Annotated in this window: 19 protein-coding genes, 1 tRNA gene and 1 pseudogene; 19 read left to right on the forward strand and 2 right to left on the reverse strand. The window is 64.7% G+C overall.

What is annotated here, in order from left to right:
• The first annotated feature begins 1 nt into the window (after window position 1).
• The 7 genes from metG (at window position 2) to V6M39_RS14005 (ending at window position 6948) form a co-directional block, all read left to right on the forward strand.
• Window positions 2-1525, forward strand: a complete 1524-nt coding sequence (gene metG / locus V6M39_RS13975; protein WP_332644427.1) for a methionine--tRNA ligase — start codon at window positions 2-4, stop codon at window positions 1523-1525.
• A gap of 139 nt (window positions 1526-1664) precedes the next feature.
• Complete coding sequence (locus V6M39_RS13980) at window positions 1665-2510, forward strand: TatD family hydrolase (protein WP_332644428.1); 846 nt, start codon at window positions 1665-1667, stop codon at window positions 2508-2510.
• 62 nt (window positions 2511-2572) lie between these two features.
• Complete coding sequence (locus tag V6M39_RS13985; RefSeq protein ID WP_332644429.1) at window positions 2573-3700, forward strand: ubiquitin-like domain-containing protein; 1128 nt, start codon at window positions 2573-2575, stop codon at window positions 3698-3700.
• Window positions 3670-4542, forward strand: a complete 873-nt coding sequence (rsmA, locus tag V6M39_RS13990) for a 16S rRNA (adenine(1518)-N(6)/adenine(1519)-N(6))-dimethyltransferase RsmA (protein ID WP_332644430.1) — start codon at window positions 3670-3672, stop codon at window positions 4540-4542. Before V6M39_RS13985 ends, rsmA begins: the two co-directional genes overlap by 31 nt.
• A gap of 120 nt (window positions 4543-4662) precedes the next feature.
• Entirely contained in the window at window positions 4663-5610 is a 948-nt protein-coding gene (locus V6M39_RS13995; RefSeq protein ID WP_332644431.1) for a choice-of-anchor P family protein, read from the forward strand.
• Between the two features lie 80 nt (window positions 5611-5690).
• Window positions 5691-5987: a hypothetical protein gene (locus V6M39_RS14000; RefSeq protein WP_332644432.1), complete on the forward strand. Its 297-nt coding sequence runs from the start codon at window positions 5691-5693 to the stop codon at window positions 5985-5987.
• Between the two features lie 43 nt (window positions 5988-6030).
• Complete coding sequence (locus V6M39_RS14005) at window positions 6031-6948, forward strand: 4-(cytidine 5'-diphospho)-2-C-methyl-D-erythritol kinase (protein ID WP_332644433.1); 918 nt, start codon at window positions 6031-6033, stop codon at window positions 6946-6948.
• A gap of 91 nt (window positions 6949-7039) precedes the next feature.
• On the opposite strand, the gene V6M39_RS14010 is transcribed toward V6M39_RS14005, so the two are convergent.
• A complete protein-coding gene (locus V6M39_RS14010) occupies window positions 7040-8815 on the reverse strand; it encodes an ABC-F family ATP-binding cassette domain-containing protein (RefSeq protein WP_332644434.1) in 1776 nt (591 codons plus the stop codon).
• Window positions 8816-8884: 69 nt separating this feature from the next.
• Between V6M39_RS14010 and V6M39_RS14015 the strand changes: the two are divergent.
• Both V6M39_RS14015 and V6M39_RS18120 read left to right on the forward strand, forming a co-directional pair.
• Window positions 8885-9202: pseudogene (locus V6M39_RS14015) on the forward strand (alcohol dehydrogenase catalytic domain-containing protein); the annotation flags it as partial.
• 215 nt (window positions 9203-9417) lie between these two features.
• Window positions 9418-9813, forward strand: a complete 396-nt coding sequence (locus V6M39_RS18120; RefSeq protein ID WP_442880810.1) for a zinc-binding dehydrogenase — start codon at window positions 9418-9420, stop codon at window positions 9811-9813.
• 1 nt (window position 9814) lies between these two features.
• Here V6M39_RS18120 and V6M39_RS14025 read toward each other — a convergent pair whose 3' ends face one another.
• Entirely contained in the window at window positions 9815-10315 is a 501-nt protein-coding gene (locus V6M39_RS14025; protein WP_332644435.1) for a MarR family winged helix-turn-helix transcriptional regulator, read from the reverse strand.
• Window positions 10316-10401: 86 nt separating this feature from the next.
• Here V6M39_RS14025 and V6M39_RS14030 point away from each other — a divergent pair, with 86 nt between their 5' ends.
• From V6M39_RS14030 to V6M39_RS14075, 10 genes are all read left to right on the forward strand, one after another.
• Window positions 10402-10875: a hypothetical protein gene (locus V6M39_RS14030; RefSeq protein ID WP_332644436.1), complete on the forward strand. Its 474-nt coding sequence runs from the start codon at window positions 10402-10404 to the stop codon at window positions 10873-10875.
• Window positions 10876-10896: 21 nt separating this feature from the next.
• Window positions 10897-12240: an amidase gene (locus V6M39_RS14035; RefSeq protein ID WP_332644437.1), complete on the forward strand. Its 1344-nt coding sequence runs from the start codon at window positions 10897-10899 to the stop codon at window positions 12238-12240.
• Complete coding sequence (locus V6M39_RS14040; RefSeq protein WP_332644438.1) at window positions 12237-13004, forward strand: methyltransferase domain-containing protein; 768 nt, start codon at window positions 12237-12239, stop codon at window positions 13002-13004. Before V6M39_RS14035 ends, V6M39_RS14040 begins: the two co-directional genes overlap by 4 nt.
• A gap of 31 nt (window positions 13005-13035) precedes the next feature.
• Window positions 13036-13114 (forward strand) — tRNA-Gln (locus V6M39_RS14045).
• A gap of 22 nt (window positions 13115-13136) precedes the next feature.
• The gene (gene glmU, locus V6M39_RS14050; RefSeq protein ID WP_332644445.1) at window positions 13137-14597 is read left to right on the forward strand and encodes a bifunctional UDP-N-acetylglucosamine diphosphorylase/glucosamine-1-phosphate N-acetyltransferase GlmU; all 1461 of its coding nucleotides are present in this window, start codon (window positions 13137-13139) and stop codon (window positions 14595-14597) included.
• Window positions 14587-15567 (forward strand): ribose-phosphate diphosphokinase, encoded by a 981-nt coding sequence (locus V6M39_RS14055; protein ID WP_332644439.1) that lies wholly within the window; start codon window positions 14587-14589, stop codon window positions 15565-15567. Before glmU ends, V6M39_RS14055 begins: the two co-directional genes overlap by 11 nt.
• Before the next feature lie 5 nt (window positions 15568-15572).
• Window positions 15573-15791: a hypothetical protein gene (locus tag V6M39_RS14060; protein ID WP_332644440.1), complete on the forward strand. Its 219-nt coding sequence runs from the start codon at window positions 15573-15575 to the stop codon at window positions 15789-15791.
• 268 nt (window positions 15792-16059) lie between these two features.
• Window positions 16060-16743: a 50S ribosomal protein L25/general stress protein Ctc gene (locus V6M39_RS14065; protein ID WP_332644441.1), complete on the forward strand. Its 684-nt coding sequence runs from the start codon at window positions 16060-16062 to the stop codon at window positions 16741-16743.
• Window positions 16744-16753: 10 nt separating this feature from the next.
• Complete coding sequence (gene pth, locus V6M39_RS14070; protein WP_332644442.1) at window positions 16754-17320, forward strand: aminoacyl-tRNA hydrolase; 567 nt, start codon at window positions 16754-16756, stop codon at window positions 17318-17320.
• On the forward strand, window positions 17321-19035 hold a 1715-nt coding region (locus tag V6M39_RS14075; protein ID WP_332644443.1), incomplete at its 3' end, for a CarD family transcriptional regulator. It lies immediately after the preceding gene.

Below are 19035 nucleotides of genomic sequence, written 5' to 3' on the forward strand. Positions count from 1 at the left end.
CATCGGGCACGGCTACACGACGGTCATGGGTGACATCATCACGCGCTGGCACCGTCAGCGCGGCGAGAACGTCTGGTACCTGACGGGCACTGACGAGCACGGCCAGAAGGTCCTCCGCAAGGCTGAGGACAACGGCGTCAGCCCACAGGAGTGGGTCGACAAGCTTGTCGAGGACGAGTGGAAGCCGCTGCTCGCCACCCTCGACATTGCCAACGACGACTTCATCCGTACGACGGAGAAGCGCCACGAGGACGGCTCCAAGGCGTTCTGGCAGGACCTCTTTGACCGTGACGCCGTCTACAAGGGAAGCTTCGAGGGCTACTACAGCGTGGGCGCCGAGGAGTTCATCGCCGAAGACGACGTCGTTGACGGCGAAGGCGACGACGAAGGCTTCAAGGTGTCCAAGATCGACGGAACTCGACTGGAGTTCCAGACCGAGGAGAACTACTTCTTCCGGCTCAGCGACTACCAGCAGAAGTTGCTCGACTTCTACGAAGCGAACCCCACGTTCATCCAGCCCGAGTCGGCGCGCAACGAGGCGATCTCGTTCGTCTCGAGGGGGCTGCGTGATCTCTCGATCTCCCGCTCGACCTTCGACTGGGGCATCGACGTGCCGTGGGACGACAAGCACGTCATGTACGTCTGGATCGAGGCGCTGCTCAACTACGCGACCGCAGTCGGCTACGGCACGGAGCAGAAGCGTTTCGACGAGGTGTGGCCCGCCAACATCCACCTTGTCGGCAAGGACATCGCCCGATTCCACGCCGTCATCTGGCCTGCCATGTTGATGGCTGCTGGTCAGCCGGTGCCGCACCAGGTGTTCGCGCACGGCTGGATCCTGGTCGGCGGTCAGAAGATGTCGAAGTCCAAGGCCAATGGCATCCGTCCCGACGAGATCGTCGACACCTTCGGGTCCGACGCCTACCGCTACTACTTCGCGCGCGCACTGACATTCGGCAGCGACGGCTCGATCTCGTGGGAAGACATGCACGCTCGCTATCACGCTGAGCTCGCCAACGGCTTCGGCAACCTCGCGTCGCGGGTGGCCGCGATGATCGGCAAGTACTTCGATGGCACGCTGCCTGCGGCTGGCACGACCACCGTTGCCGACCAGATGGTGGTCGATGTCGTGAGCAAGGCGGTCGCTGAGGCCGATGCCGCGATCGATGCCGTTGCGCCACAGGATGCGCTGACCGCCGTATGGCGCATCGTCGACGAGCTCAACGGCTACATCACCGAGCAGGCTCCGTGGAAGGTTGCGAAGGACGATCCAGATTCTGATCGCCTGGCGACGATCCTGACGACGGCTGCTGAGGGACTCCGCGTGCTCGCAGTCCTGCTCAATCCGGTGATCCCGAAGGCTTCCGCGGTGCTGTGGGACTCGCTCGGTGCTGAGTCGGCACTTGGAGCGCTGGCTGACCAGCGCATCGATGGCGTTGCCGCCTGGGGTCAGCTGCCCACCGGCTCGACGATCACCAAGCCGTCGTCGCTGTTCCCGCGCATCGAGGCTGCGGTCGCGGAGTGAGCGAGCGCCAGCTGGGGGTCCCCCCACGAGCTCCGTTGGGTCTACACATTGCTTGTGAGCGAGTAGGGGGCGCGAACCATCAGGTATCAGTCACGCCGGCGCCTTCTTACCGTTTCTTCTTTTCCAAGGAGGTGTCGGCGTGAGCTGGCCCGAGACGCCCGAACGGCTGCCGTTCCCGGTGGTGGACAACCACTGCCACATGGACATGCCGCCCAGGGACGTCGACATCTTGTCGGTAGACGAGGCACTCGATCGCGCTGCCGCGGTCAACATCACCCGCATCGTCCAGGTGGGTTGTGACCTGCCTGGCGCACGTTGGGCAGTTGAGACAGCGCAGGCGTACGACTCTGTCGTCGCGGCTGTCGCTCTGCATCCGAATGAAGCACCGCGCCTCGCCGAAGTCGGCAAGCTCGAGGAGGCGCTCGCGGAGATCGACTCGCTCGCGGGGTCCGGCGACCACGTACGCGCCATCGGCGAGACAGGTCTTGACTACTTCCGTACCGGTGACGAGGGCAAGGAAGCGCAGCATCACTCGTTCCGTGAGCACATCCGGATGGCCAAGCGTCACGGCAAGGCGCTGATGATCCACGACCGTGACGCGCATGCTGATGTCCTGGAGGTGCTCGACGACGAAGGCATCCCGGACCGTACGGTGATGCACTGCTTCTCCGGTGACGCCGCCTTCGCCAAGGAATGCGTTGAGCGTGGGGCGTTCCTGTCGTTCGCGGGCACCGTGACGTTCAAGAACGCCGCCAACCTGCGCGAAGCGCTGCTGGTCACCCCACGCGACCGGATCCTCGTGGAGACCGATGCGCCCTTCCTCACACCTTCGCCGCACCGAGGTCAGCCAAATGCGTCGTACCTGATTCCGCTCACAGTGCGATTAATGGCTGAAACGCTAGGGATTTCGGCCGATGACCTGTGCCAGGACATCAACGCAAACACGGACCGGGCGTACGGCGGATCTTGGCCAGAACGAATTTGATCCTGCGGGGGCCCTCGCTATGGTGAGAGACTGCCATGACCTCGGATTCCAAGGATTCAGCAGTGCCTCATGCACATTCAGCAGTGCCCCATGCACACCGGGCTGCCCATCGGCTGCCGCACAAATCGACTTCTCTGATCGCCCTCAACCTGGCGATCGTTCTGCTGGTTGCCGGCGGGACCGCTGCATATGGCGCCTTCAGCAAGACCATCACCGTCACGATCGACGGTCAACAGGACACGGTCCGCACGTTTGGGGACACCGTTTCTGACGTCCTGGCCGCAAGGGACATCTCGATCAACGACGGGGACAAGCTCAGTCCGTCGCCCAGCGCGGCCGTCAATGACGGCGACTCGATCGACATCTCGTACGCGAAGCCGGTCACCCTCGCAGTCGACGGCACCGTCACCAAGCACATCGTCTTTGACCGAACGGTCGGCGAGGCTCTCGACGAGTTCGGCGTGCAGCCGGCCGCCGACGCGTATGTTTCCGACGAGCGCTCGGCTCCGCTGTCTCGGAAGGGCTCGGAGATCGTCGTCAGCACCGAGAAGACTCTGACCGTCATTGCCGACGGCAAGTCCACGAAGGTGACGACCAAGGAACCCACCGTTGCCAAGGTGCTCGAGGCGGCGAAGGTCGAGCTCGACACAGACGATGAGGTCAAGCCCGGCAATGACGCCTTCGTGAAGCCGGAGCAGAAGCTCAAGGTCGTTCGCATCGAGAAGGTCACCAAGACCGAAGTCGTGCGCGTGAAGTTCCCCGTCGAGGTCCGCAAGGATCCCGAGGCGATGGAGGGCGACGTCTCCGTCCTCAAGGCCGGCAAGAAGGGCAAGAACCGCGAGAAGGTCACCCTCGTCATGGCCGACGGCAAGCTCCGCGACCGCGTCGTGCTGACCAGCGAAGTGCTGGTGAAGCCGGTGGGTCAGGTCGAGTCACATGGCACGGCCACGACTCCGCCGGACAGCGTCTGGGACAAGATCGCCCAGTGTGAGTCCGGCGGCAACTGGTCGATCAACACCGGCAACGGCTATTACGGCGGTCTGCAGTTCAGTGCCGCGACGTGGCGCAGCGTCGGCGGGCCCGGTCTGCCTCACCAGCACAGCCGTGAGGTCCAGATCAAGTTCGCCAAGATCCTCCAGGCTCGTTCAGGCTGGGGCCAATGGGGATGCGCCCACGCGAGGTTCGACTGACACCGCCGCGGCTCCTCGGTCCGTCCGACATCCGAGAGCTGGCTGAGTCCTGCGGGATTCGGCCCACCAAGCAGCGGGGGCAGAACTTTGTCACCGATGCCAACACCGTTCGCCGCATCGTCAAGACCTCAGGCATCGGTCCTGACGACGTGGTCGTCGAGATCGGTCCAGGCCTTGGCTCGTTGACCCTCGGCCTGCTCGATATCGCGCGCCACGTGACCGCAGTCGAGATCGACGAGGTGCTGGCCGCCCAACTGCCGTCGACGATCGCCTCGTACGCGCCTGACCAGGTCGACAACTTCGGTCTCGTCGTGGCCGATGCCATGAAGGTCACAGAGCTTCCCGGCCCGGAGCCGACGGCGATGGTGGCCAACCTCCCGTACAACGTCTCGGTGCCTGTACTGCTCACATTCTTCGAGCGCTTCCCGTCGATCCAGACGGGTCTCGTGATGGTGCAGGCCGAAGTCGCGCACCGACTGGCTGCTGGCCCGGGCTCGAAGACGTATGGCGTGCCCTCCGTGAAGTCCGCCTGGTACGCCGAGATGCGCCTGTCCGGATCTGTTGGTCGCAACGTCTTCTGGCCGATGCCGAATGTCGAGTCCTCGCTCGTTGCCTGGAAGCGTCGCTCCGAGCCCGGTGACGAAGCGCATCGCCTGCGTACGTTCGCAGTCATCGATGCCGCCTTCGCCCAGCGCCGCAAGACCATGCGCGCCGCGCTGTCCGTGCTTGCCGGCTCCGGCGTGTTGGCCGAGGAGGCGCTGGTCAAGGCTGGCATCTCTCCCCAAGCCCGCGGCGAATCACTCGGTATTGAAGAGTTCGCCCGCCTCGGCCAGTTTCTGTAGCTGGACTCTTCTGGCCCGCCGCAATCCGAAACCACTGCGAGCGCGGTCGGGTGACGAATATGGTGCTTAACAGTTGGTTGCGATATACATCGCATTTCCTGACCGGTTGGAGCCACTCCCATGCGTCTCAAGCTCAAGATGTCCGCTGTTGCGAGCCTCGTTGCCGTCACCGCCCTCTCGATCCAAGGTCTGTCGCCAGCAACGGCAGCGGAAGGCGAGGCCCAGGCGACAGCTACGCCGACTCCCGAAGCCCCGGCAACCACCGATGCTGCTCCCGCTGAGGCTGAGGACGTACCCGTTCCGCCGGCCGAGGACACGGAGGGGCTGGTCGACGTGACAATCGGAGAGAAGACCGCCCCTATCCCGCTGCCGCTTGAGAGCTTCGATGTCGTCCAGATCCTCAGGTATGACGTCAGCAAGGAGACTTTTTCGTTCAACGGCGACACCTACGGCGGCAGCGCTGTAGGTGTATATGTCGATTCAAACTTCCTCGACCTGATCAAGATCGTGACTCGCAAGCTGGGCCTCGCCAACGTGCCCAAGAGTGCAGGAGGGAATGCGAACACGGCTGAAGTGGCGAGGTTCAGTCTTGACGGGTTCTTCTTCGCACCAGGGGTGGAGGCCTTCGGCATCGAGTCGGACGCCAGGAGCGCGCCCATTGACCGCTTCAACGACCACCTCGCAGCACGATCCACTGTGAGGATCGCCAGGCTCAAGGCCGCCGGGCTGCTCATCGAGGGCATCGACGTGACCGCGTTCGCGGGGCAGACCTACTTCGACGGGCGGACCGAGGACGACACGTTCTCCGCCACGACGCAGATGCACGTCACCCGGCTCAAGTCCGGCAACTCGGAGTACCAGAACTACGACGTACCGCCCAACACGACCTACAACATCTCCGGGCTCGGCAAGGTCGTGCTGAACGAGCAGAAGATCACTGAACTTCCCGGCGACCGGTATGCCGCCAAGGTGAACGCCATTCGCATCACGCTCAGCACCGCAAGTCTCGGGCTCCCCATCGGTACCAACATCTACATCGGATCCGCCGAGGCTGTCGTCTATCAGTAGCAGCCGAGTCCGCATCTCTGGTCAACCCGCTTCGTGAGTCCTACGGTGTCCCTCAGGGGCATCGGCAAAGGAGCAGGGCCATGACATTCATTCAGATCATCGAAGGACACACGACTCGCGGCGAGGAGATCGAGGCGGCGGTCGCGGAGCTCGAGGCGGCGACGCAGGACCGATACACGGTTCGTCGATCGATCAGGACGCAGGATCGCGACGATCCGACCAAGTTCATGACGATCGTCTTCTTCGATTCGTACGAGTCAGCGATGGAGAACTCCAACCTCCCGGAGACCGGGGAGTTCGCGGCCAAGCTGGCTGGGCTCGTCGACGGACCGCCGACGTTCCACAACCTGGACGTCGTAGAGGACAAGACCTTCTAGGTAACCGGGCGGGCCGTTGGGGCCACGCACTAGGTTGTTCCGGGTGAACGTCGCCACCGTCCGGGTCCCCGCCAAGATCAATCTGTGCCTGGGTGTCGGACCGGTCCGTGACGACGGCTATCACCCGCTCGCCACGGTCTACCAGGCCGTGGGGCTCCACGACGAGGTCCGCGCGACCAGTCGCGCGGATGACGAGATCAACGTCATCGTCAACTCCGAGCTCGACGTACGGTCCGAGCTGGCGAATGTCCCGGAGGACGACAACAACCTTGCCGTGAAGGCAGCGAAGCTGCTGCGTGACCACACGGGCTTCGTCGGCGGTGTGGACTTGGCGATCCGCAAGGTCATCCCCGTTGCCGGAGGTATGGCCGGCGGATCCGCCGATGCTGCCGCCTCTCTGGTCGCGTGCAACGATGCATGGGGCACGGGCCTCGGACGAGCAGACCTGGAATTCCTCGCCGCCAAGCTCGGCAGCGACGTGCCGTTTCTGCTGCATGGCGGCATTGCGGTCGGTGGCGGCCGCGGCGAGACCATCAGCCCCGTGCTTGCGCGCGGTTCGTACCACTGGGTCTTCGCAATCGCCGCCGAAGGACTGTCGACGGCCGCCGTGTACGCGGAGTTCGACCGGCTCAATGCCGATGGCAAGGTGCCCGACCCCAAGGTGCCCGACGCCCTGCTCGCTGCCCTGCGAGCCGGCGATGCGGATGCGCTCGGCGATGCGCTCTCCAATGACCTCACCGAGGCGGCGCTGTCACTCCGTCCGGAGCTGCAGGACACCCTCGAGGTCGGCATCGAGGCGGGGGCGCTCGGCGCCATCCTCTCCGGCTCCGGCCCGACCGCGATGTTCCTTGCGTCGGATGAGCAGCACAGCCTCGACATCGCGTTCGCGCTGACCAGCGCTGCGGCCTGCGCAGATGTCGTGCAGTCGCACGGGCCTGTGCCCGGCGCCCGACTCGCCTAGCCGCCCCCGCGATTTGTGACTTTCTAGGCGCTTCGCGCCAGGAATGGCGCTCGTAAGGTCACAAATCGCGGGCGGTGTGGGCTATGACGAGCTAGGCGTCGATCAGCTCGGAGAGCTCGATCCAGCGGTGTTCATGATCTGACACCTGCTTCTCGAGGTCAGCGACTTCCTTGGTCATCGCGGTGAGTCCGGGTATGTCGCTCGGATCGTGCTGAGCCATCTCGGTGTGCAGGGCGTCGATGCGAGCCGTCAACTTCTCCATCTTGCGGTCGATCGACGCGATTTCCTTCTTGGTGTTGCGCAGCTCGGCGCTCGACAGTCCCGACGCAGCAGCGACTGGGGCGCTGGAGACTGGGCGGGCATCCTGCTCCTTGCGCAGGCGCAGGTACTGGTCGACTCCGCCGGGCAGGTGCCGGAAGTGTCCGTCGAGGATCGCGTACTGCTGATCTGTGATGCGCTCCAGCAGGTAGCGGTCGTGCGAGACGACGAGCAGCGTGCCGGGCCAAGAGTCGAGGAGGTCCTCCATCGCGGCGAGCATGTCAGTGTCGAGGTCGTTGGTCGGCTCATCGAGCACCAGCACGTTGGGCTCGTCGAGCAGGATCAGCAAGAGCTGGAGGCGACGCTTCTGCCCACCGGACAGGTCGCGTACAGGAGTCGCCATCTGCGCATTCGAGAAGCCGAGCCGCTCGAGTAGCTGCGACGGTGTCATCTCCTTGCCGCCGGAGACGTACGCGGTGCGCTGGCGACCGATGACATCGCTGACGCGGTCGTTGGCGACTTCCTTCAGCTCGTTGAGCTCTTGGGTGAGCGCCACGACCTTGACGGTCTTGCCGCGCTTGACCCGACCAGTTGTCGGCTGGCCCTTGCCGATCACGAGGTTGAGCAGCGTGGACTTGCCGACACCGTTGGCGCCGAGGATGCCGGTGCGTTCGCCGGGTCCAATGCGCCATTCGACGTTGCGGAGAACCTCGAGGTCTCCGTATGAGACCGACACGTCGAGCAGGTCGACGACGTCCTTGCCCAGTCGCGCTGTAGCCATCTGCTTGAGCTCGATCGGGTTGCGCGGCGGGGGCTCGTTCTCGATCAGCGCGTTGGCGGCGTCGATACGGAACTTCGGCTTCGTCGTACGAGCCGGTGCGCCGCGGCGTAGCCAGGCGAGCTCCTTGCGCATGAGGTTCTGTCGCTTCGACTCGGTCGCAGATGCGTGCCGGTCGCGCTCGACGCGCTGCAGGATGTATGCCGCGTAACCACCTTCGAAGGGTTCGACGATTCCGTCGTGCACCTCCCACGTTGCGTTGCAGACCTCGTCGAGGAACCAGCGGTCGTGCGTCACGACCAGCAGGCCGCCGGAGTTGGCGGGCCAGCGGTTCTTCAGGTGACTGGCGAGCCAGGTGATGCCTTCGACGTCCAGGTGGTTCGTCGGCTCGTCGAGGAACAGCACGTCGTCGTCGCCGATCAGCAGCCTCGCGAGTGCGATGCGTCGGCGTTGACCACCACTCAGCGTTCCGACCGTCGAGTCCCACGGGATGTCCGAGACGAGACCAGCGATGACATCGCGGATCTTGGCGTCGCCGGCCCACTCGTACTCCGGGGTGTCGCCGACCACGGCATGGCCGACGGTCTGATTCTGGTCGAGCGTGTCGGTCTGGTCGAGCACGCCGATCGTCACTCCGCCGCGACGAGTGACGCGGCCCGAGTGCGGCTCGAGGCGTCCGGCCAGAATGGCGAGCAAGGTCGACTTGCCGTCGCCGTTGCGACCGACGATGCCGATGCGGTCACCTTCGTCGATGCCGAGAGTCACCGACTCGAAGACGGTTTTGGTCGGGAAGTCCACGCCAACCGATTCGACGCCCAGGAGATGTGCCACCGCACGAGTTTACGGGCCCCGAGATGCTCGCCGAACCACGCCTAGACTCCACGCATGAGCGCCCCATTGATGAAGGCTGCGGTTCGTTCCACCTACGGCGCTCCGGACGTGGTGCGGATCGTTGACGTCGAACGCCCGACGATCAAGAACGACGAGCTGCTCGTCAAGGTTCACGCAACGACGGTCAACCGGACCGACTGCGCGTATCGGTCAGCCAAGCCGTTCATCAACAGGTTGTTCACTGGTCTGTTCAGGCCGAAATGGGCGATCCTCGGGACCGAGTTTGCTGGGGAGGTCACCACAGTCGGCAGTGCGGTCACGTCGTTCGCGGTTGGCGACCGAGTGTTCGGCTTCATCGAGCAAGGCGGCTGTCACGCCGAGTTCGTGTCGATACCCGAGTCGGGCTCGCTGGCGCTCATCCCCTCGGGCCTGACGTACGACCTGGTCGCTCCCAGTACGGAGGGTTCGCACTACGCCCTCACCTCGATCAAGGGTGCCAAGGTCCAGGCAGGGCAGGACGTCCTGGTCAACGGAGGAACGGGCGGGATTGGCTCAGCAGCAGTCCAATTGCTGAAGGCTGTCGGTGCAAACGTGACGGCTGTGTGCGGTCCGGGGCATGTCGACCTGGTTCGCGGCTTGAGGACTTCACGAAGGACGCTCAGACGTACGACGTCGTCCTCGATTCGGTCGGCAAGAGCTCGTTCAGCCAATGCCGGCGGCTCCTGAAGCCGCGCGGCATCTTCGTGTCGTCAGAGCTGGGTAGGGGAGGCAGCAACGTCTTTTGGACCCTTGTGACCCCGCTGTTGCGAGGCAAGAAGGTCAAGTTCCCGATTCCGAAGCAGACTGCGGAGACGGTGAACTACTTCAAGGACCTGATGGAGTCCGGCGAGTTCAAGCCGGTCATCGATCGGCGCTATCCGTTGGATCAGATCGTCGAGGCCTATTCGTACGTGGAAACAGGACAGAAGATCGGCAACGTCGTGATCGACGTTGCGTAGGTCAGTGGTCGAAGGGGCGCGAAAGCGTACGCAGTGAGTCGGCGAGAGCCTTTGCCTCGTCGGGAGACAGGCCGGCAAGCAGCTCGTGCTCGTGCTCGAGAAGTGAGTCGATCGCACCATCGACCGCCACCCTGCCGGGCGCGGTCAGCCGTACTTGGACGCCTCGTCGATCGGCAGGATCGGGGAGGCGCTCGACGAGACCCTTGCTGACGAGTCGGTCGACTCGGTTGGTCATCGTGCCGCTCGTCACCAGCGTTTCCTGCACGAGCTGGCCGGGCGACAACTGATAGGGCTTGCCGGCGCGGCGCAGGGCCGACAGCACGTCGAACTCTGACGATTCGAGGTCGTGATCAGCGAAAGCTTGTTTGCGAGCGCGATCGAGATGCAGCGCGAGTCGGGTCACCCGGCTCAGCACCTGCATCGGCGAGACATCCATGTCTGGACGTTCGTGACGCCACGCTGCGATGAGCCGATCGACGTCATCTTCCTGCGCGCGGGACATACCCCCATCGTATGCGTCAAGATTCTTGACGTCGAGAGGAATCGGCGGTGTCGGAGGGGACCCCGAAGGCTGTTAGATTCCACCGCATGAAAACTGCTGCGATGGCCTTTGTCGGTTTGGTTCTGTCGGTGACGCTGACTGGCTGCGGAGGAGGCGATCCAGAGGCAGACGCTCGTGCCGAGCTCAAAGAGCTTGGATTCTCCAAAAAGCTGGAGGATTGCGCGATTGCGGGGATCAAGAAGGAAGCCGGCAGCCTCGAGAAGTTCATGGACCTCGACGCCTCGGAGCAGCAGAGCATCTCCACCCAGGCAGGCGCCGCATGCGCTGAGAACATCTCGGAAGAGGACCTTGGTGACGTGACAGACGGTCTGGAGGACCAGGGCTTCGACCTCAGTGATCCGAGCATTCGCGAATCGATCATCACCGGAATGACGTCAGCGGGCGGCGTATCCGAAGAAGTCGCCAACTGCGTCTACGACGAGATGGTTGACCAGGATCTGTCACTGACCGCCATCACCGATCCGGAAGTCATTGGCAAGATCACGGAGTCGTGCCTGTAGCCCAGGGCATAGATTCGCGTTATGAACCCAGCTGACGCCCTTGCCGCAGGTCCGACCCGACAGGCGGAGCTCCTCGACAGTGGTGAGCTGACGTCGCGTCAGCTCACCGAAGCCGCTCTTGCAGCCATCGACCGTGCCAACGCGTCGATCAACGCGACTGTGGCTGTGTTTGCCGACGAAGCACTCGCAGCCGCGGATGCTGCGGATGCCAGACGGTCTTCGGGGGAGTCCGGGCCGTTCCTCGGCATCCCGATCGCAGTGAAGGACGATCTCGACATCGCCGGCAAGGTGACCGGCAAGGGAAGCAACGCGACGTCGACGGTGCCCGCCCAGGACAGCGATCTCGTCGCCGCCCTTCGCGCGGCTGGCGCTGTCATCGTCGCCAAGTCGAGCTTGCCCGAGCTCGCAATCTTCGGGTTCACCGAGTCGGACGCGCTCGGCATCACCCGCAACCCGCACAACAACGCGCACACTCCCGGCGGTTCATCGGGAGGGTCGGCTGCATTGGTCGCTGCGGGCATAGTCGGCATCGCGACCGCCTCGGACGGCGCAGGGTCGATCCGCATACCGGCTTCGTGCTGCGGACTGGTCGGCTTCAAGCCCACTCACCACACGATGCCGAGCTCAGGTGGCTGGCACGACCTGTCGACGCAGGGGAGCGTGGCTCCGCGCGTGGCCGACAGTGCACTCTTCCTGGACACCTTCGGCACGTTCCCGACTTCGCTGGTCGCAGCCGCAGCCAAGGATCCCGAGCCGTTGCGGATCGGTCTCTCCTACAGCGCGGCCGCTGCCACCAAGGCTCTGCCGCTCGATCCCCGCGTACGCGCAGCACTCGAGGCTGCCGCCGAAACCTTCCGATCTGCCGGGCACGCTGTCACCGAGGTGAAGATCCCGTACGACACCGATTCGAAGTCGCTGACGGTCCGCTATCTCGCCGGCATTCGTGACGCGGCCGACGGCACCGACGATCCGTCGAAGCTCGAGAAGCGTACGAAGGGCATCGCTCGCCTCGGTCGGCCGTTCGGCAAGAAGGCCGTCGACTGGGCGATCCGCAAGGGCCAGGAGTGGGGTGACGGCATCCACGACAAGCTCGGCGTCGACGTACTCCTGACGCCGGTCATGTCCGGGCCGGCCGTGCCGGTGGAGAACTGGAAGGGCAAGGGCCCCGTCCGGACTGTGCTCGCGATGAACTCGTTCTATCCCTACACAGCGCAGTGGAACCACGCCGGAATCCCCGCGGTCTCGATGCCTGCCGGCAAGACCGCCGAAGAGGGCTTGCCGCTCTCGATCCAGCTCATCGCACGCCGCGGCGACGACGCCAGGCTGATGTCGCTCGCTGGCCAGTACGAGAGGGCTTCCGTTTGAGCTGGGATCCGTCGCACTACTTGCAGTTCGCGGACGATCGTTCGAGGCCGTTCCTCGATCTCGTCGCACGCATACAGGGTGAGCCGCGATCGATCGTCGACCTCGGATGCGGGCCCGGGCACCTCACGGCCGTCCTGCGTGCGCGGTGGCCCGAGGCAGAGATTCATGGAGTCGACTCCTCGCCGGAGATGATCGAACGCGCCAACGCCGACAACCGGGACAGCCGCGCCTCGTACGAGGTCGCTGACGCGACCACCTGGGCTCCCGACGGCGAGGTCGACTCGATCGTCTCGAATGCGCTGTTCCAGTGGGTGCCCGATCAGCTCGCCGTTGTCGAGCGACTCAGCTCGTCAGTAGCGCCCGGCGGCACGTTCGCTTTGCAGGTGCCGTTCAACTACGCCGGCCCCAGCCACACGCTCCTGCACGAGATCTCGTCGCGCGGCCCGTACGCGAGCCACACCGAGGACCTGCACGGAGATCGCGGAACGCCGCCCGAGGCCTACCTCGAGCTCTTCAGCAAGCTCGGCTGGCAGGTCGACGTGTGGGAGACGACGTACCTGCACGTCTTGCACGGTGAGGACGCCGTGTTCGACTGGATCTCCAGCACCGGCGCCCGGCCAATCATCCAGGCGCTGCCCGAGGGGCTTCGCGAGGAGTTCATCGACGAGTACAAAGCGGCTCTTCGCGGGGCTTATCCGCGCACGCCGCACGGCACGGTCTTCCCGTTCGCCCGCGTGTTCGCCGTCGCCCGACAGGCCGACTAGTACCGGTACGCTTGCTTGAGCAGAGAGACGATCCCCGGTTGGTCTGCCGGCAGGGCCCGCCGCACTTTGAATGCGGATTAGCGACGTAGGTTCGACTCCTACCCGGGGAGCTCAACCAAGGAGAATGTAAACATCACACGTTCTGAACAGGCAGAGCCCGAGCAGGTCACCGCAATCGTCCTTGCCGCTGGTGCTGGGACGCGGATGAAGTCCGCGCACGCCAAGGTTCTGCACGAAGTCGGTGGCCGCAGCATGATCGAGCACGCGCTGCGTGCTGTCAGCGGAGCAGGAGCCTCGACTCTCGTCGCAGTGGTGGGTCACGAGCGTGACCAGGTCTCCGCAGCGATCGATGCCTTCAGCTCATCCGTCATCCACGCCGTGCAGGAAGAACAGCGCGGCACGGGCCACGCAGTGCAGATCGCTCTCGACGCTCTCGATGATGCTCCGACCGGCACGGTGCTGGTGACGTACGGCGATGTTCCGCTGCTCTCGTCGCAGACTCTCGCCGAGCTGCTGGTTGACCATCGCGCTGCGGGCCGCGCGGTCACGATCCTGACCGCCGAGCTCGATGACCCCACTGGCTACGGACGCATTCTTCGCAATGACGCCGGTGACGTCACCGCCATCCGTGAGGACAAGGACGCCACTGATGAGCAGCGCGCGGTTCGGGAGATCAACAGCGGGATCATCGCCGTCGAGGCTGGTTTTCTCGTCGACGCCATCAAGCGCCTCGAGTCCAACAATGCGCAGGGCGAGCTCTATCTCACCGACATCGCCGGCCTGGCATTCGATGAGGGTCGACCGGTTGGCGCGCACTTGCTCGAGGACGTGTGGCAGACCGAAGGCGTCAACGATCGCGCGCAGCTCGCCCGCCTCGGTCGTGAGCTCAACCGCCGCCAGACTCAGCACTGGATGAGCGAGGGCGTCACGATCGTCGATCCTGAGACGACGTGGATCGACTCAGCCGTGACACTTGCGCCCGATGTCACCCTGATGCCCGGTACGCAGCTGCTTGGCGCCACGGTCGTGGCCGAGGGCACGACGATCGGTCCCGACACCACCCTCCGCAATGTCGAGGTTGGCGCCAACGCGACGGTCATTCGGACGCATGGCTCGGATGCCGTCATCGGCGCTGACGCAACGGTCGGACCGTTCGCGTATCTGCGCCCCGGCACCGAGCTCGGAGCCAACGGAAAGATCGGCACGTTCGTCGAGACCAAGAACGCGCGCATCGGCGACGGCGCCAAGGTGCCGCACCTCTCGTACGTCGGCGATGCCGAGATCGGCGAGGGCACCAACATCGGCGCCGGCACGATCTTCGCCAACTACGACGGGGTCAACAAGCACCGCACGACAGTCGGCAAGCACGCGCGTACGGCGTCCAACAACACGTTTGTCGCCCCGGTGTCGATCGGCGATGGCGCGCACACTGGCGCTGGTACGACCGTCCGCAAGGACGTTCCGCCTGGGGCGCTTGCCGTGAGCAAGGGTGAACAGAGGAACATAGAGGGGTGGGTCGAGAAGAAGCGACCCGACACCACCTCAGCCCAGGCAGCGCGCGACGCAAAGAAGGACGACTCAGATGGTCAGTAGCCTCTCGAAGCGCGCACCCACCAAGAACCTGATGCTGTTCTCGGGTCGCGCTCACCCTGTGCTGGCACAGGAGGTGGCTGACCTTCTCCAGATCGATCTCGTGCCCACCACGGCATACGACTTCGCCAACGGCGAGATCTACGTCCGGTTCGAAGAATCCGTACGCGGTTGCGATGCGTTCATCATGCAGAGCCACGCGCAGCCCATCAACGACGCGATCATGGAGCAGCTCCTCATGATCGACGCGCTCAAGCGCGCCTCGGCCAAGCGCATCACGGTGATCCTGCCGTTCTATGGCTACGCGCGACAGGACAAGAAACACCTCGGCCGCGAGCCCATCTCTGCCCGACTGATGGCTGACCTGTTCCTCGCGTCCGGTGCCGACCGACTCATGACGGTCGATCTCCACACCGCCCAGATCCAGGGCTTCTTCGACGGACCGGTCGACCACCTCCTGGCCATGCCGATCCTCACGCGCTACGTGAAGAAGAAGTACGGCAAGAAGCCCCTTGCGGTCGTCTCGCCCGATGCTGGTCGCATCAAGGTGGCCGAGTCGTGGGCATCGGCCCTCGGCGAAGCGCCGCTGGCCTTCATTCACAAGACGCGGAACGAGACCAAGCCCAACGAGACCAAGGCCAACCGCGTCGTTGGTGAGGTCGAGGGTCGCGTATGCGTCCTGGTCGACGACCTCATCGACACCGGCGGCACGATCGTCCAGGCGGCAGAGGCGCTGATGGCCGATGGCGCTGAGGACGTCGTCATCGTTGCCACACACGCGGTGTTCTCGGGTCCCGCCGTTGATCGGCTCAAGAACTCCACAGCGTGCGAGGTCATCGTCACCAACACGCTTCCGCTGTCTGACGATCAGCGCTTCGACAAGCTCACGGTGCTCTCGATCGCCCCGCTGTTGGCCCAGGCAACAGCCGCCGTGTTCCAGGACGGCTCAGTCACCAGCCTCTTCAAGAACTGACCGGCATGAAGCGCGGAGCCATCGTCGGGGTGATCATCGGCGGCATCCTGGGGATCCTGACCGCGATCTGCATCGTCTGGATCGGACTGATCTTCGACGACGGCCCGGACGGTATCGCGCCGCTGGTGATGTTCGGGCTGTTCGCGGCACTGTTCGTCGCGGGGATGTTCGCGGCCATGGGTGCCGTCGCTGGCGTCGTGGCAAAGGCGATCAAGGACGCTTAGTTCGGAGCGTTGGCTGCTCGTCTCACCTGGCTTCGCAGCGGCGGCTCCGCCGCGGGACGCTCAACCCGCCTCAACGCTCGGCCGCCGGCAGCCTCGGTTTCAGCGAATTGGGTCGTGGGGGCTCGCTGCGATAAGATCGGTGAGTTGCCTCGGCGAGGGTCCTTCGGGACCGTGATCGACAGGGCGCTCCACAGGAGTGCTGTGTTGAGCGCCTCTCCGGGCAGCCACCAACTTCGCAATCACAACGCATCGAAACGAGATACTCTTCATGGCTGAGATCAAGATCGCCGCCGAGGCACGCACCGAGTTCGGCAAGGGCGCTGCCCGCCGCATCCGCCGCGCCGACAACGTCCCGGCCGTCCTCTACGGACACGGCTCCGAGCCCGTGCACGTCACGCTCCCGGGTCACCAGCTCATGTTGGCGCTCAAGAACTCCAACGCGCTGCTGACGATCGACCTGGGCACCGAGCAGCACCTCGCGATTCCCAAGCAGATCCAGCGCGATCCGATCAAGGGCTTCATCGATCACGCCGACCTCCTGATCGTCAAGAAGGGCGAGAAGGTCACCGTCGACGTCCGCATCCACGTTGTCGGCGAAGCCATCAGCGGCAACCTGGTGATCACCGAGAACAACACGATCGCAGTCGAGGCAGAAGCGACTCACATCCCCGAGTCCTTCGAGGTCTCGGTCGAGGGATTCGACGCCGGCGACCAGATCCACGCCCGCGACATCGTCCTGCCGTCCGGGTCGACCCTTGCGGTCGACGAGGATCTCCTCATCGTCAACATCACCGCCGCTCCGACCGCCGAGCAGCTTGAAGCCGAGCTCGCCGAGGCTGAGGCTGAGGCTGGCATCGAGCACGAAGCCACCGACGCCGAAGAGGCCGAGGCTGAGGCTGACGCCGAGGGCTCGCCCGAGGGCGACGCTGCGGAGTCCACACCAGACGAATGAGTGTGGCCGAGTGACGTGGCTGATCGTCGGGCTCGGCAATCCGGGCTCGACGTACGCCACCACCCGCCACAACGTCGGCTACTTTGTGAACGATGTGCTCGCGGAGCGGGTCGGCGGTTCGTGGAAGAAGCACAAGTCCGGTCTTGCCGACGTCATCGAAGGTCGGCTCGCCGGCGAGCGAGTCGTGCTCGGTCGCTCACGTTCCTACATGAACGAGAGCGGCGGACCTGTGTCGGCGCTGGCCAAGTTCTTTGAGGTCGAGCCCGATCACCTCATTGTCATCCACGATGAGCTCGACATCGATTTCGGGCAGCTCCGCGTCAAGTTCGGTGGCGGCGACAACGGCCACAACGGGCTGAAGTCGATCCGTCAGTCACTCGACACAGGTGACTTCAACCGCGTACGCGTCGGCATCGGACGTCCGCAGGGCCGACAGAGCGTGCACGAGTTCGTGCTCAAGCCCTACTCCTCCGCCGAACGCAAGGATGTCCCGACGTACGTCGAGGAAGCCGCTGACGCCGTGGAAAGCCTCATCACGCGGGGACTAGAACCCACCCAGAGTGCGTTCAATCGATAGATGACTCTGCAAAGACTCGCGACTCTGGTCGCCGCCGAGCCCACCGTCGCCGGCGCTCTCGCCGACCGTGCTGGCGGGCTCGCCGAGCTCGACCTGCAGGCGCCGGAGCCGCTGCGTCCGTTCCTCGCCCAAGCGTTGGCCGATCAGTCGACAGTGCTTGCCGTCACGGCGACCGCTCGGGAGGGCGAAGATCTCGTCGCCCAGCTCGGCGAGCTCCTCGGCAAGGACGCTGTCGTCTACTTCCCGGCCTGGGAAACGCTTCCGCATGAGCGACTGTCGCCGCGCTCTGACACAGTCGGCCGGCGCCTGGCAGTCCTGCGACGACTGGTGCACCCGACCAAGGCGAGCGAGCTGGATTCGGAGACGGCTACCGGGCCGATCCGGGTCATCGTCGCGCCCGTACGATCGCTGCTCCAGCCGCAGGCCAAGGGGCTCGCCGACCTCGAGCCCGTCGAGCTCCACAAGGGTGACGAGGTAGGTCTAGACGCAACGGTCGAAGCACTTGCGGCTGCCGCCTACTCGCGCGTCGACCTGGTCGAGCGTCGCGGTGAGTTCGCCGTCCGCGGCGGCATCATCGACGTGTTCCCGCCGACCGAGGATCATCCGCTCCGCATCGAGTTCTTCGGCGACGAGGTCGACGAGATCCGCCGCTTCGCCGTCGCAGACCAGCGCACGCTCGAGGAAGTCACGCACGTATGGGCGCCGCCGTGCCGTGAGCTGCTGCTGACCGGCGAGGTCCGCGTACGAGCTGCTCAGCTCGCCGAACGCCACCCGCGCATGGCCGAGATCTTCACCAAGCTTTCTGAGGGTCACGCCGTCGAGGGCATGGAGTCCCTGACTCCGGTCCTGACAGACGAGATGGAATTGCTCGTCGACCTGCTGCCCGAGCGTTCAGCGATCCTGCTGTGCGATCCCGAGCGCATACGTGCCCGTGCTGCCGACCTCGTAGCAACGAGCGAGGAGTTCCTCCAGGCGTCATGGGCTGCCGCGGCGAGTGGTGGCGAGGCGCCGATCGATCTCGGCTCAGCGGCATTCCGCACGCTTGACGACGTACGACTTGAGACTCTCGGCCTCGGCCACACCTGGTTCACGATCTCCCCGTTCGGCTTGGACACCGACGAGAAGTCGCGATCCGTCGAGATGGAGGCAGCCGCTGCGTACCGCGGTGACACCACCGCTGCATTGACCGACATCCGTGCGTGGGTCGCCGCTGGCATGAAGGTCGTCTTCGTCGCGCCGGCTCACGGTCAGGCGCAGCGCGCCGTCGAGTGGCTGGCCGAGAACGACGTACCCGCTTCGCTCGACGATGAGGTGACAGCACCATCTCCAGGTGTCGTGCAGATCATCCTCGGCGAGCTCGACCACGGCTTCGTGTCCACACCGCTCCAGCTTGCTGTGATGACGTACGACGACCTCGTCGGGCAGCGCGCCGCTGACCGTACCGAGCGCAAGATGCCGTCGCGTCGCCGCAAGCAGGTCGATCCGCTCGAGCTGGCCACCGGCGATCACGTTGTCCACGAGCAACACGGTGTCGGCCGCTACGTCGAGCTCATGCAGCGCGTCGTACAGGGTGCAGCCCGCGAGTACCTCGTGATCGAGTACGCGCCCTCCAAGCGTGGCCATCCCGCCGACCGGCTCTTCGTGCCGATGGACCAGCTCGACCAGATCAGTCGTTATGTCGGTGGCGAGTCGCCGTCGCTCGACAAGCTCGGTGG

It is taken from the genome of Aeromicrobium sp., assembly GCF_036675695.1.
Taxonomy (GTDB): Bacteria; Actinomycetota; Actinomycetes; order Propionibacteriales; family Nocardioidaceae; genus Aeromicrobium.